Here is a 13,694-nt window from a genome sequence, read left to right on the forward strand (position 1 = left end):
CCTCTTTTCTGTCGTTACGCTTGATAGTTCCTGCCCAAGGTGAAGGCTTTCTGATTGAGTGCGAGGAATTTGGGCGGTACATTGGCAGTGAGAACCTCCTGCCATATGTCCTCGCTGATGTCAAAATAGTGGGAGAGCCTGCCCAAAAGCACGATATTCACGGCTTTGAGAGAACCGGCTTCTTTCGCCAATGTCAGGCAGTCCATGGCATCAATCCTGATGTTTTTGGCCTTGATTTTTGCTACCAAATCCGCAGGATAGGTGGCTGCACCAGTAATTACGGGCATGGGATCGATCTGCTGGGTATTGGTGACAATCTGGCCGCCAGGTTTCAGGCATTTGAGCCAGCGGGCTGTTTCCAGGAGCTCAAAGGAGACGATGAAGTCGGCTTCGCCTTCGTCCACCACAGGGGAATAGACATGGCTGCCGAAGCGCACATAGGTGATGACGCTGCCGCCGCGCTGGGACATGCCGTGTACTTCCGATACTTTGACATCATAGCCCTGGCGCAGCAATAAATCGCCTAAAATCTTGCTGGCCAGTAGTGATCCCTGACCGCCGACACCGATGATGATGATATTTTTCGTTTCCATAGTCGCCTCCTTAATCTTGCGCCGTGCTGGCAAATGCCTGTTTGGGGCAGAGCTGTTCACAGACCCCGCAGCCCACGCAGAGGGTACCATCCACATGAGCCTTGCCTTCTTTGATGGAGATGGCCGGACAGCCGATGCGCATGCAGGCCTTGCAGCCAATACATTTTTCCCGGTCAACGGCAAGCGGCGCTTTGTGCTTGACCTTTTTGAGCAGGGCGCAGGGGCGGCGGGAGATGATGACCGAAGCAGCCGGCGTGGCCAGTTCTTCGGTGATGGCCGTTTCCGTGGCTTTGAGGTCGTAGGGATCAATCACCCGGACGCGCGCAAAGCCCATGGCCCGGCACAGGGCTTCCAGATCGATACGGCCAGCTGGTTCGCCTTTGATATTGAAGCCAGTGGCAGGATTCTGCTGATGACCGGTCATGCCGGTGATGGAATTGTCCAGAATGATGACGGTGGTGGGAGACTGGTTATAAGCTACATTGGCCAATCCGGTCATGCCGGAATGGATGAAGGTGGAGTCCCCGATGACCGCTACGGTCCTGCCGCTGCTTTCCGCACCACGCATCTTGTTGAAGCCATGCGCTGCACTGATGGAAGCGCCCATGCAGAGTGTCATGTCCATGGCACTGAGCGGCGGAACGGCGCCGAGGGTATAACAGCCGATATCGCCGAGCACCGTGCATTTTTTCTTCTGCAGGGTGTAGAAAAGGCCGCGATGCGGGCAGCCGGCACACATCACAGGCGGTCTGGGCGGGATTGCATCCGCCAATTTTTCGCCTGCTGTAGTTTCCCGGCCAAAGGCTTTGGCTACGATATTCTGGGCGAATTCGTCAATGCCGGGCAGGATATCCCGTCCGGAAACAGCAAGCCCTAAGGAACGCACATATTGCTCGATGATATCGTCCAGTTCCTCAACTACCACGAGTTTCTGTACGCTCCCGGCAAAGTCGCGGATTTTCTGCTCAGGCAGGGGATTGATCATGCCGAGCTTTAGGACGCTGACGCTGTCGCCAAAGACTTCCTTGACATACTGGTAGGAGGTGGAAGATGTGATGATGCCCAGCTCTGTGCCGCCCATCTCGATGCGGTTGAGTTCCGTTGTCTCCGCAAAATCTTTGAGGGCCTTTGTACGCGCCTCTACGATGGGATGGCGCTTTTTGGCATTGCCCGGCATCATGACGTATTTGGCGATATTTTTCTCGTAAGGTTTATCGTATTCCTGACGTTCACCGGTCTCTGCTACCGATTGGGAATGAGCCACCCGGGTGCACATTTTGATGAGCACGGGGGTGTCGAATTGTTCGGAGAGTTCGTAGGCTTGTTTGGTGAAAGCCAATGCCTCTGCTGAGTCGGCAGGTTCCAGCATGGGCACTTTGGCCGCAATGGCATAATGGCGGCTGTCCTGTTCGTTCTGGGAAGAGTGCATGCCTGCGTCGTCGGCCACCACGATGACCATCCCCGCGTTGACACCGGTATAGGACATAGTGAAGAGGGGGTCGGCGGCTACATTCAGGCCCACATGCTTTTGGGCGCAGAAGGAGCGCTTGCCCGAAAGTGATGCGCCGAAGGCTGACTCCATGGCCACTTTTTCATTAGGAGCCCATTCACAGTAGATTTCGTCGTATTTTACGGCTTCTTCTGTGATTTCCGTGCTCGGGGTTCCCGGATAGCTGGACACGAAGCAGACACCAGCTTCGTAAAGCCCCCGGGCAATGGCTTTGTTTCCTAACAGCAATGTTTTCATACGCTTTATTCCTCGCTCTCCACTTGTTTGGCTACCAGATGGTCGGCACCGTATAGCTTGCGCAGTTTTGGCTTTTCAATCTTACCGGTGGCATTGCGCGGCACGGTGGCGAAGATGATTTTCTTTGGCCGCTTATAGCGGGGCAGTTCCAGGCAGAATTCATCAACTTCTGCTGCCGTGCAGTCGATATCTGCTTTCAGTTCGATGATGGCGGTGCAGATTTCCCCCAGTCGTTTGTCGGGCATGCCGATAACGGCCACATCTTTTATCTTGTTGAATTTGTGCAGGAAATCTTCAATCTGGACGGGATAGATATTTTCGCCGCCGCTGACGATGACGTCCTTTTTCCGGTCCACGAGAAAATAGAAGCCGTCCTCGTCCTGTCGCGCCATATCGCCGGTAAAGAGCCAGCCGTCCCGCAGGACTTCGGCGGTGGCCTGTTCGTTATTGTAGTAGCAGGTCATGACGCCGGGGCCCTTGACGCAGAGTTCTCCGACTTCACCTCGGGGGACGGGATTGCCCTCTGGATCGACAATCCTGCATTCCCAACGGTAACCGGGCACACCGATGGCACCGACTTTATGGATGTTCTCCATGCCCAGGTGCACGCAGCCCGGCCCCGTGGATTCGGACAGGCCGTAATTGGTATCGTAGGCGTGGAGGGGGAAGTATTTCTTCCAATGGCGGATCAGGCTGGGGGGCACCGGTTGGGCACCGATATGCATGAGCCGCCATTGGCTTAGCTCGTAATCTGCAAGCTTGAGCTGTCCCTCGTCCAGAGCGCCGAGGATATCCTGCACCCAGGGCACCAGCAGCCAGACAATGGTGCAGCGCTCCTGCGAAATGGTCTGCAGGATGATATCGGGTTTGGTGCCCTTCAGGAGGATGGCCTTGCTGCCCACTACGAGACTGCCCATCCAATGGAATTTTGCGCCTGTATGATAGAGGGGGGGGATGCAGAGGAACACATCCTCGTGGGTGGTGGCATGATGTTTCTGCTCCATCTGCGCGGCCTGCGTGAGACTGCGGTGTTTGTGCAGGATAGCCTTGGGAAATCCCGTCGTGCCTGAGGAAAAATAGATGGCACCAAAATCATCATCGGTGATGGGCGGAACATTTGGTTTGGTGCTCGGACAATCCGTCGCCATCAGATGATAGCTCTCGGCAAAGCTCGGACAGTTATCCCCTACATAAATCAGCAGCCGCCCTTTTGATAGGCGTTCGGCATTGGTCTCGATACGGCCGATGAATTTTGGCCCGAAGATGATGACGCTGACTTCGGCGAGTTCCGCGCAGTAGAGGATTTCTTTGGCATCGTAGCGGAAGTTGAACGGCACGGCAATGGCGCCGGTCTTCAGGATGCCAAAGTAAATGGGCAGCCATTCCAGGCAGTTGTACATGAGGATGGCCACTTTATCACCCTTGCCCACACCACGCTGCAAGAGCAGATTGGCACAGCGGTTGGCCTTTTCTTCGAAGACGCTCCAGGTGATTTCCCGCCGGTAGGGGGCAAAAGTATCAGACTCGATGAGGCTGTATTCCTTCCAGCTCATGCGGCGGGTATCCGGTTCGGTGGGATTGAGCTCCACCAGCGCAACTTCGTCTCCGTAGAGGGCGGCATTGCGCTCCAGGTATTCCATAACAGGCATATCGTTAACAGTCTCCTTTCGTAATTATGCAAATAAATGTATATTTTTAGTAAATTCGCTATAGTTGTGGTTTATTCCTGCCTTAAATGTCTTTAATTGTCATGCAGCGGCATGGAAATTTGTCTGTGACTTGTACGATTGCAGATGAAAAAATTAAATGTTAAAATGGAGATAAATTGTTGAGAGCCTGTACAGAAAGAGGTAAGGTTATGGAACAATACATCAGAATCAAGGGCGCACGTGCCCATAACTTAAAGAATATCAATGTGGATATTCCCCGTGACAAACTTGTCGTGGTAACGGGATTATCCGGTTCGGGCAAGTCCTCACTGGCCTTTGATACGGTCTATGCCGAAGGCCAGCGGCGCTATGTGGAGTCCCTGTCCTCCTATGCCCGGCAGTTTTTGGGGCAGATGGACAAGCCGGATGTGGACAATATAGATGGCCTGTCGCCGGCCATCTCCATTGACCAAAAGACCACGAGCCACAATCCACGTTCTACGGTGGGCACGGTCACGGAAATCTATGACTATCTGCGTCTGCTCTTTGCTAGAGCTGGACGGCCGCACTGTCCCAAGTGTGGCAAGCCCATCACCCAGCAGACCGTGGATCAGATGGTGGATCAGATCAAGGAGCTGCCGGAGCGCACGAAGCTTTTGATCATGGCGCAGGTCGTGCGCGGAAAGAAGGGCGAGCACCGCAAGATCCTTGACCATATCCGCCATGAAGGCTATGTGCGGGTGCGCATTGACGGGGAAATCTTTGATATCAATGACGATATCAAGTTGGAGAAAAACAAGAAACATACCATCGAAGTGGTCATTGACCGTCTCGTAGTACGGGATGGCATGGATCAGCGGCTGGCTGATTCGCTTGAAACGGCTTTGAAACTTGGGGAAGGCGTCGTCTATGTGCAGATTGTGGATGGCGAAATTTTGATGTTCAGCGAAAATTTTGCCTGTGTGGACTGTGGCATCAGTCTGCCGGAAATCACACCGCGCATGTTCTCCTTCAACAGTCCCTTTGGTGCGTGTCCGGTCTGCATGGGGCTGGGCAGCCATATGGAATTTGACGAGGAACTGGTGATTCCCGATCCCAGGTTGTCGGTGGCAGGTGGTGTATTTGCGCCGCTGTCGAAGAATCTGCATTCCTATGCTATGTGTGCGATGGCGGCAGTCCTGCGTGATTATGGCTGTGATATGGATACGCCTTGGAAAGATTTGGATAAGAAGGTGCAGAAGGTCCTGCTTCATGGTTCGAAGGATGAGAAGTTCCGTTTCCACTATGTCAATATGTTCGGTGAGAACAAGGAATACAATGTGGAATTTGAGGGTGTGATGCCACTGCTTTCTCGGCGTTATCAGGAAACGGATTCAGATGAGATGCGGGAGTCTTATGAAAACTATATGACGGAGATTCCCTGTTCCGCTTGTCATGGGGCAAGACTTAAACCTGAAACTTTGTCTGTATTAGTGGGCGGCAGGAATATCCATGAAGTTACCGATATGAATATCCGCGAGGCTGAGAATTTTTTCCAAAATCTGGAACTGACACCCAGAGAGGCTAAGATTGCCAAACAGATTCTGAAGGAAATCCATGCCCGCCTGAACTTCCTGCTGAATGTCGGCTTGGATTATCTGACCTTGTCGCGGGCAGCGGGTACTTTATCCGGCGGCGAAGCTCAGCGCATCCGTTTGGCTACGCAGATCGGTTCGGGGTTGCAGGGGGTGCTCTACGTTCTGGACGAACCCAGCATCGGTCTGCATCAGCGGGACAATAATCGCCTGCTGGAAACTTTGAAGAATCTGCGGGATTTAGGCAATACGCTGCTGGTGGTGGAACATGACGAAGACACCATGTATGCGGCCGACCACATCATTGACATCGGCCCCGGGGCCGGGGAACACGGCGGTCAGGTAGTGGCTCAGGGCACAGCTCAGGAAATCATGCAGGTGCCGGAGTCGGTGACAGGACAGTACCTTTCCCGCAGAAAGTTTATCCCTGTACCTGCCCGTCGTCGTCCGGGAAATGGGAATTTCGTGGAAGTTGTGGGCGCGGCAGAGAACAATCTCAAGGATATCAATGTGAAATTCCCCTTAGGAACGTTGACTTTGGTAACGGGCGTATCCGGTTCAGGCAAGAGTACGCTGGTCAATGAGATTCTTTACAAGGGCATTGCCTCCCGGCTCTACCATGCCAAGGGCAAACCAGGGAAACACAAGAAAATCAAGGGGCTGGAGCATATCGACAAGATTATCGATATCGACCAGCAGCCCATCGGCCGTACGCCGCGTTCCAATCCTGCGACGTATACGGGCGTCTTTGATGCTATCCGTGATTTGTTCAGCCAGACCAGCGAAGCCAAGGTCAGGGGGTATAAACCGGGGCGGTTCAGTTTCAATGTCAAGGGGGGACGCTGTGAAGCCTGTAAGGGGGATGGCATCCTGAAAATCGAGATGCATTTCCTGCCGGATGTCTATGTGCCCTGCGAAGTCTGCAAAGGGGCGCGGTATAATCGGGAAACGCTGGAAGTTCGCTACAAGGGCAAGACCATTGCCGATGTGCTCGATATGACCATTGATGAAGCGGTGGTGTTCTTTGCCAATGTCCCCCGCATTGCCCGCAAGCTGCAAATCATTCAGGATGTGGGGTTAGGCTATATCAAGCTGGGCCAGCCGGCTACCACTTTGTCCGGCGGCGAAGCCCAGCGCGTGAAACTGGCCACGGAACTTTCCCGCCGCAGTACGGGCAAGACGCTCTACATTCTGGACGAGCCCACTACAGGGCTGCATTCCGCCGATATCCATAAGCTGCTGGGAATCCTGCAACGGCTTGTGGACGGGGGCGATACCGTCGTCGTCATTGAGCATAATCTCGATGTCATCAAGACGGCTGACCATATCATCGATTTGGGGCCGGAAGGTGGCGACAAGGGCGGCACCATTGTGGCGATGGGCAGGCCCGAGGATATCGTAAAAGTTCCAGCATCTTACACTGGAAAATTCCTGAAACCTTTATTGGAAGAGAAGAATGAGTAAGTGAAGTAATAAAACGCACTATCTGGTTTCGCAGCACTTGACACGGGGCCGGGGCATTGGCTCCATTGCCGATGGCGGCAGAATTTGTGGCAGTTGTGTTGGTCGTTCCGCCAAGGGCAGCTGCAGATTCTCCAAAGGCTGCGGGCTGGCTGCCCCAAAGTACACAGGCACTGGTCAGCAGGGCGGCCAGTACGCAGCCATGCCTATGGTATTTTCGTGCCAGCTCGCTGGTGACCACATAGCAATTCCTTGCCTGATCCCAAATCACGGTGTAAATCTTATTCATGATATTTTGCTCCCTTCCATTGGCAATTGCACCAGAACACCAGCACAAGAAAGTTTTTCTTGTGCTGGTGTTCTGTTATAATGGAAGGGAAAGGAAAGTGATTGATGTGCAGACAGTCAGCAATGTGCTGAATTTAATTAAGGCGGCTATCCTGCCGGCTTTGGCTAAGGCTGAAGTGGTGGTGGATGCCACGGCGGGAAATGGTTATGATACTTTGTTTTTGGCGGAAAACACCGCTGACAGGTCGAAAATCTATGCCTTTGATATTCAGGAAGCGGCTCTCAACAATACTCGGGAGCGGACGTCGGCTTATGCTGGCCGCATCGAATATGTCCTGCGCAGTCATGCGGAGCTGGCGGATGTGGTGGAGGAGGATATCGACCTGGCCATCTTCAATCTGGGTTATCTGCCGGGGCAGGAGCATGCCGTGACGACCAAACAGGAGAGCACCTTGCTGGCGGTGCAGCAGGTTTTGGGGAAATTAAGCCTTAACGGAGCCTGTGTGATTGTGGCCTATCCGGGACATGAGGCTGGCGGGCAGGAAGCGGTTGTATTAGAAGGATTTTTGGCATCTTTGCCCAGGAAAGATTATACGGTGGGCTGTTACCGCTTGCTGAACCATGCGCGGACAGCACCCTATGCCTATATCGTGGAGAAAGTCCGTTAAGGGTCATGAAAAAGCCCCCGGCATGCAACACTTTTGCTGCATGCCGGGGGCATCTGTATGCGGGGGATCAGGCGTTTTCCTTGCGGAACTTGTCCATGAACTGAGCCAGTTTCTCTGCGCCTTCATAGGGCATAGCGTTGTAGATGGATGCGCGCATGCCACCAACGCTGCGGTGACCTTTGACGCCGCTAAGGCCCTGTTCCAGAGCTTCTTTCACGAATTTTGCTTCGAGTTCTTCGCTGGGCAGACGGAACGTAACGTTCATGAAGGAACGGCTGTCCTTGTCGGCGTGGCCGCGATAGAAGCCATCCGAGCTGTCAATCGCGTTGTAGACCACAGCAGCCTTCTTTTCGTTGCGTTTGGCCATTTCTTCCAGACCGCCCTGAGCTTTGATCCAGGCGGCAACCTTGCCCACCATGTAGATGCAGAAGGCAGGTGGCGTGTTATAAAGGGAATCCTTTTCGAGGAAGGTGCTGTAGCGGAACATCGTTGGCAGCGTCTTGGGACTCTTGGCCAGAAGTTCCTTTTTGGCTACGACCAGCACGACACCAGCCGGACCGAGATTTTTCTGCACGCCGGCATAGATGAAGTCAAATTTGCCGAAATCGAGCGGGCGGGAAAGCATATCGGAAGACATGTCTGCAAAGAGAGGCACGCCGTTCGTTTCGGGGATATAATGATATTCTGTACCATAGATGGTGTTGTTGTAGCAAAGATGCACATAAGCGGCATCCGGGTTGATCTTGAGCTCTTCCTGAATGGGAATATGCTTGAAATCACGGTCTTTGCTGGAAGCGGCAATCTCGCCCACGCCTAAGAGTTCAGCCTCTTTGTAGGCTTTGGAGGCAAAGCTGCCGGAAAGCACATAGCTGCCGGGATGTTCCTTGCTGGCAAAGTTCAAGGGAATCATGGCAAACTGCTGGCTGGCACCGCCCTGACAGAACAGGACTTCATAATCATCACCGAGACCCATCAGTTCCTTGATATCGGCTTTAGCCTGAGCATGGACAGCAGCATAAGGTTTAGCCCGATGGCTGATTTCCAGGATGGACATGCCGCTTTCACCAAAGTTCAGGAATTCTGCCTGAGCTTCTTTGAGTACGGATAACGGCAGGGTAGCCGGGCCGGGATTAAAGTTATACACGCGATTTGCTTCCATGGAGTACCTCCTAAAAGTAATAAGCTTACAATGTTACATGTAGTAAATATTTTTCTTTATTTTACCCCTAATTTTTTATAAAAGCAAGGGCAAAAACAAATATTGTTTCTATACAGGAAACAGATGGAATTGTAAAAAGGATAAATTTTACAGATTTACAAAAAATATCTTGACATAACTGGTGATAAGTGATAAGCTAACACCAATTTCCAAATTAAACAATAACAAAAACGAAACCGATGAAGCGGAGATAACGGCGGCTACGTCTTTACAGAGAGCCTGCGTGGCTGGAAGTCAGGCAAGAAACGAACTGTCAAATGGACCGCGGAGGGTGCAGTCAAATGGTTTGGCTTGCCAGATCAGAGTATTCTGCAACGTGAGGAACGCGTAAGTTTCCGGGGATATGTTGGTATCCTGCAAAGCGCACGGTTTTTCCGTGAATCCAAGGTGGCACCGCGGATAGTGAGAAGCACTTTTCGTCCTTGATAGAATGGATAGTTCTGTCAAGGACGTTTTCTATTGTCCTGACTCTGACAGAACGGAGCTGAGAAAGGAGCAGGCAGATGATTGAAGAGGCTATTGTAAAGATTGTGGGCAAAGAGGATTTGACCTATGATGAAGCTTATGGGGTGATGAATGAAATCATGAGCGGGCAGACCAGCCCCACCCAGAATGCAGCTTTCCTGGCGGCGCTTTCCACCAAGAGCGCCCGCGCGGAAACTACTGAGGAAATCGCGGGCTGTGCGGCGGCCATGCGCGACCATGCCACGAAGGTGGATACGGGACTCGATATCTGCGATATCGTAGGTACCGGTGGCGACCACAGCCAAAGCTTCAATATCTCCACCACCGCCAGCATCGTGGCGGCAGCAGGGGGCGTCAAGGTGGCCAAGCACGGCAATCGGGCGGCGTCTTCCAAGTGCGGTACGGCAGATTGCCTTGAAGCCCTGGGGGTCAATATCGAACAAAGTCCGGAACTGTGCAAGAAGCTTTTAAATGAGGTAGGCATGTGCTTTTTCTTTGCGCAGAAGTATCATAGCTCCATGAAATATGTCGGAGCAATCCGCAGGGAACTCGGTGTGCGCACGGTGTTCAACATCTTAGGGCCGCTGACCAATCCTGGTAGTCCCACGCGCCAGCTGTTAGGCGTTTATGATGAGTATCTCGTGGCGCCGCTGGCCCATGTGCTCAGCAATCTGGGCGTAAAGCGGGGCATGGTGGTCTATGGCAAGGATAAATTAGATGAGATTTCCCTGTCGGCGCCCACGGCGATCTGCGAAATTCGAGATGGCTGGGTCAAGGCTTACACCATCAAGCCTGAGGACTTCAGCATGGAACGTTGCACGAAGGATGACCTCAAAGGCGGGGACCCCGCAGAGAATGCGGCCATTACCCGCAACATCCTGCAGGGCGAGAAAGGACACAAGCGCAATGCGGTACTGCTGAATGCTGGTGCGGCACTTTATATCAATGAAAAGGCTGAGACATTGGCAGAAGGCATCAAGCTGGCAGCTGAGCTGATTGATTCTGGCAAGGCGATGGAGACATTGGAGAAACTCATCAAGGTCAGCAATGAGGCGGAGGCTGTGGCATGAATGTATTGGAACGATTAGCCGCTCACGCTGCTGAACGGGTGGCGGCGGCCAAGCGGCAGAAATCCCTGGTGCAGCTGCGGCAGGAGGCCGAAGCCCTGCCTAAAGGCATGTTTCCTTTCCGGCAGGCGCTGGCTGATGAAGGTTTGTCCTTTATCTGCGAATGCAAGAAGGCTTCGCCATCGAAGGGGCTCATTGCTCCTGACTTTCCTTATTTGCAGATTGCGAAAGAATATGAAGCAGCTGGCGCTGATGCTATTTCGGTGCTGACGGAACCCAGTGAGTTCCTGGGCAGTGATGTCTATTTGCAGGAGATTGCGGCGGCGGTACAGACGCCCTGCCTGCGCAAAGATTTCACCATTGATGAATACATGATTTATGAGGCCAAGGTGCTGGGGGCTTCGGCCGTGCTGTTGATCTGTTCTCTGCTGGAAACGGAACGTATCAAGGAGTATATGGCCGTGGCTGCGGACGTGGGGCTGTCGGCGCTGGTGGAGGCCCATGATGAACGGGAAATCGAAAGTGCGCTGGAAGCCGGAGCGGAGATTATCGGTGTGAATAACCGTAATCTCAAGGATTTTTCCGTGGATATCGAAAGCAGCGGGCGGCTGCGGAGCATGGTGCCATCCACGGTGCTGTTCGTATCGGAAAGCGGCGTGAAGTCGGCTGCTGATGTGCAGCGGGCCAAAGCGATGGGCGCAGACGCCATACTGGTGGGTGAAGCGCTGATGCGCAGTGAAGATAAGAAGGCAATGCTGGCGGATTTCTATGCCGCCGCTGATAGACGAAGGGAGACTTTGCGATGACGAATCCACAGGGGCGCTTTGGCATTCACGGGGGACAGTATATTCCCGAAACGCTGATGAATGCCATCATTGAATTGGAAGAAGCTTACAATCACTATAAGAATGACCCGGAGTTCCAGAAAGAGCTCACGGAACTGTTGAATGACTATGCCGGCCGTCCTTCCCGCTTGTATTATGCGGAAAAAATGAGCAAGGATTTAGGCGGTGCCAAAATATATCTCAAGCGTGAAGACCTCAATCATACTGGTGCGCATAAGATCAACAACGTATTAGGTCAGGCGCTGTTAGCCAAGAAAATGGGCAAGACGCGCCTGATTGCCGAAACCGGCGCAGGCCAGCATGGTGTGGCTACGGCCACGGCGGCGGCGCTGATGGGCATGGAATGCGTGGTCTTCATGGGCAAGGAAGATACGGAACGTCAGGCACTCAATGTCTATCGCATGCGGCTGCTCGGCGCCAAAGTGGTACCCGTTACGTCCGGCACAGCTACGTTGAAAGATGCAGTATCAGAAGCCATGCGGGAATGGACGACGCGTATCAGCGATACCCATTATTGTCTGGGTTCTGTTATGGGGCCGCATCCGTTCCCGACGATTGTCCGGGATTTTCAGGCGGTCATTTCGCAGGAAATCAAGAGCCAGATGCTCGAAAAGGAAGGCCGCCTGCCGGATGCAGTGTTGGCCTGTGTAGGCGGCGGCTCCAATGCCATCGGCAGTTTCTATCATTTTATTGAAGACAAAGAAGTGAAACTGATTGGCTGTGAGGCGGCTGGCCGGGGTATCGATACCTTTGAGACAGCAGCCACCATCAACACGGGGCGCCTCGGTATCTTCCATGGCATGAAGTCCTACTTCTGTCAGGATGAGAACGGCCAGATTGCGCCGGTGTATTCCATTTCTGCTGGGCTTGATTATCCCGGTGTAGGCCCGGAACATGCTTATCTCCATGATATCGGCCGGGCAGAGTATGTGGCCGTCACGGATGATGAAGCTGTGGAGGCTTTCGAATACCTGTCTCGCACCGAGGGCATCATTCCTGCCATCGAGTCCTCTCATGCCGTTGCCTATGCCATAAAGCTGGCACCGAAGATGGACAAGGATAAGATCATCGTCATCACTATATCTGGCCGGGGCGACAAGGACTGCGCCGCCATTGCCCGCTATCGGGGGGAGGATATCCATGAGTAATATCGCAAACGCATTCAAGAACAGCAAAGCTTTCATTCCTTTTTTCACCTGCGGTTTTCCCGATATGGAAACCAGCAAGGCGGCCATCAAGGCCGCGGCAGATAATGGGGCCGATTTGATTGAACTGGGGATTCCCTTCTCCGACCCCACGGCAGAAGGCCCCGTAATCCAGCGCTCCAGTCTGGGGGCGCTGAAGAATGGCGTCAATACCAATAAGATATTCAGGATGGTGGAGGAACTGCGGCAGGATGTGAAAATCCCGCTGGTGTTCATGACCTATGCCAATGTGGTGTTCTCCTATGGTGGCGAGGATTTCTTTGCCAAGTGCCAGCAGGTGGGCATTGACGGCCTGATTTTGCCGGATTTGCCCTATGAGGAAAAGGAAGAATTTGCCAGCCTCAGCGAAAAATACGGTGTGGACCTGATTTCCATGATTGCGCCGACTTCCCATGAACGCATTGCCATGATAGCCAAGGAAGCCACAGGTTTCATCTATGTGGTCAGCAGTCTGGGGGTTACCGGGGTGCGTCAGGAAATCACTACGAATCTGGCGGAAATGGTCGAGGCCATCCGCAAGGTTACCGATGTGCCCTGTGCCATCGGCTTCGGCATTGCCAATCCTGACCAGTCCAGAAAGATGGCCCGGATTGCCGATGGCGTGATTGTCGGTTCGGCCATTGTCAAACTGTTGGAAAAATACGGCCAGGAAGCACCGGAATACGTGGGCGCCTACGTGCGTTCCATGCACCCGAGAAATTTACTGTAATCAGAAAAAGCTCGTTGATGAAACGGGCTTTTTCCTATTGCAGTTTGTTAGTGCGAGCAGAGACGTATTTGCTTACAAAGTAGTGGGGCGGCGGTGGGAATACTTTTTCGCCGCTCCACTAAATGACCCGCCAGCAGAAGTACGCATCTTCCAGTTACCTGCGCCGGGCAGGCCAACGGCGCTCCAATCAACGAAGCTTCCAGC

11 protein-coding genes and 1 pseudogene are annotated in these 13,694 nt (G+C 53.2%); 7 read left to right on the forward strand and 5 right to left on the reverse strand.

What is annotated here, in order from left to right:
• Positions 1–14: 14 nt before the first annotated feature.
• The 3 genes from BUB68_RS08375 to BUB68_RS08385 are packed head-to-tail and all read right to left on the reverse strand — an operon-like array spanning position 15 to position 3,989.
• On the reverse strand, positions 15–593 hold the full coding sequence (locus tag BUB68_RS08375) for an indolepyruvate oxidoreductase subunit beta (protein WP_073090053.1): 579 nt from the start codon (positions 591–593) through the stop codon (positions 15–17).
• Between the two features lie 10 nt (positions 594–603).
• On the reverse strand, positions 604–2,340 hold the full coding sequence (gene iorA, locus BUB68_RS08380; protein WP_073090056.1) for an indolepyruvate ferredoxin oxidoreductase subunit alpha: 1,737 nt from the start codon (positions 2,338–2,340) through the stop codon (positions 604–606).
• Positions 2,341–2,345: 5 nt separating this feature from the next.
• On the reverse strand, positions 2,346–3,989 hold the full coding sequence (locus tag BUB68_RS08385; RefSeq protein ID WP_073090059.1) for a class I adenylate-forming enzyme family protein: 1,644 nt from the start codon (positions 3,987–3,989) through the stop codon (positions 2,346–2,348).
• Between the two features lie 209 nt (positions 3,990–4,198).
• Between BUB68_RS08385 and uvrA the strand changes: the two genes are divergently transcribed.
• Together uvrA and BUB68_RS15250 are read left to right on the forward strand one after the other, a co-directional pair.
• Positions 4,199–7,027, forward strand: a complete 2,829-nt coding sequence (gene uvrA / locus BUB68_RS08390; RefSeq protein ID WP_073090062.1) for an excinuclease ABC subunit UvrA — start codon at positions 4,199–4,201, stop codon at positions 7,025–7,027.
• A 56-nt stretch (positions 7,028–7,083) separates the two neighbouring features.
• Positions 7,084–7,269, forward strand: coding sequence for a hypothetical protein (locus BUB68_RS15250; RefSeq protein WP_178139493.1), 186 nt, complete (start codon positions 7,084–7,086; stop codon positions 7,267–7,269).
• Here BUB68_RS15250 and BUB68_RS15810 read toward each other — a convergent pair.
• Positions 7,257–7,313 (reverse strand): annotated as a pseudogene (locus BUB68_RS15810) (ESPR-type extended signal peptide-containing protein); the annotation flags it as partial. The gene BUB68_RS15250 and the pseudogene BUB68_RS15810 overlap by 13 nt on opposite strands.
• 97 nt (positions 7,314–7,410) lie before the next feature.
• Between BUB68_RS15810 and BUB68_RS08400 the strand changes: the two are divergent.
• On the forward strand, positions 7,411–7,980 hold the full coding sequence (locus tag BUB68_RS08400) for a tRNA 5-(aminomethyl)-2-thiouridylate-methyltransferase MnmM (RefSeq protein ID WP_178139495.1): 570 nt from the start codon (positions 7,411–7,413) through the stop codon (positions 7,978–7,980).
• 67 nt (positions 7,981–8,047) lie between these two features.
• Here the strand turns inward: BUB68_RS08400 and serC are convergent, their stop codons facing one another.
• The gene (gene serC / locus BUB68_RS08405) at positions 8,048–9,139 is read right to left on the reverse strand and encodes a 3-phosphoserine/phosphohydroxythreonine transaminase (RefSeq protein ID WP_073090068.1); all 1,092 of its coding nucleotides are present in this window, start codon (positions 9,137–9,139) and stop codon (positions 8,048–8,050) included.
• 563 nt (positions 9,140–9,702) lie between these two features.
• Here serC and trpD point away from each other — a divergent pair.
• From trpD to trpA, 4 genes are read left to right on the forward strand one after another with little or no spacing between them, the layout of a single operon-like run.
• Complete coding sequence (gene trpD, locus BUB68_RS08410) at positions 9,703–10,734, forward strand: anthranilate phosphoribosyltransferase (protein ID WP_073090071.1); 1,032 nt, start codon at positions 9,703–9,705, stop codon at positions 10,732–10,734.
• Positions 10,731–11,537 carry an indole-3-glycerol phosphate synthase TrpC gene (trpC, locus tag BUB68_RS08415; RefSeq protein ID WP_073090073.1) on the forward strand — a complete coding sequence of 269 codons (807 nt, stop codon included), beginning with the start codon at positions 10,731–10,733 and terminating at the stop codon, positions 11,535–11,537. Before trpD ends, trpC begins: the two co-directional genes overlap by 4 nt.
• Positions 11,534–12,724 carry a tryptophan synthase subunit beta gene (gene trpB / locus BUB68_RS08420; RefSeq protein ID WP_073090076.1) on the forward strand — a complete coding sequence of 397 codons (1,191 nt, stop codon included), beginning with the start codon at positions 11,534–11,536 and terminating at the stop codon, positions 12,722–12,724. The genes trpC and trpB overlap by 4 nt, the downstream gene beginning before the upstream one ends.
• Positions 12,717–13,490 carry a tryptophan synthase subunit alpha gene (trpA, locus tag BUB68_RS08425; protein WP_073090078.1) on the forward strand — a complete coding sequence of 258 codons (774 nt, stop codon included), beginning with the start codon at positions 12,717–12,719 and terminating at the stop codon, positions 13,488–13,490. The genes trpB and trpA overlap by 8 nt, the downstream gene beginning before the upstream one ends.
• The last annotated feature ends 204 nt before the right edge of the window (positions 13,491–13,694 follow it).

Source organism: Pseudoselenomonas ruminantium, from assembly GCF_900142515.1.
Classification (GTDB): domain Bacteria; phylum Bacillota; class Negativicutes; order Selenomonadales; family Selenomonadaceae; genus Selenomonas_A; species Selenomonas_A ruminantium_D.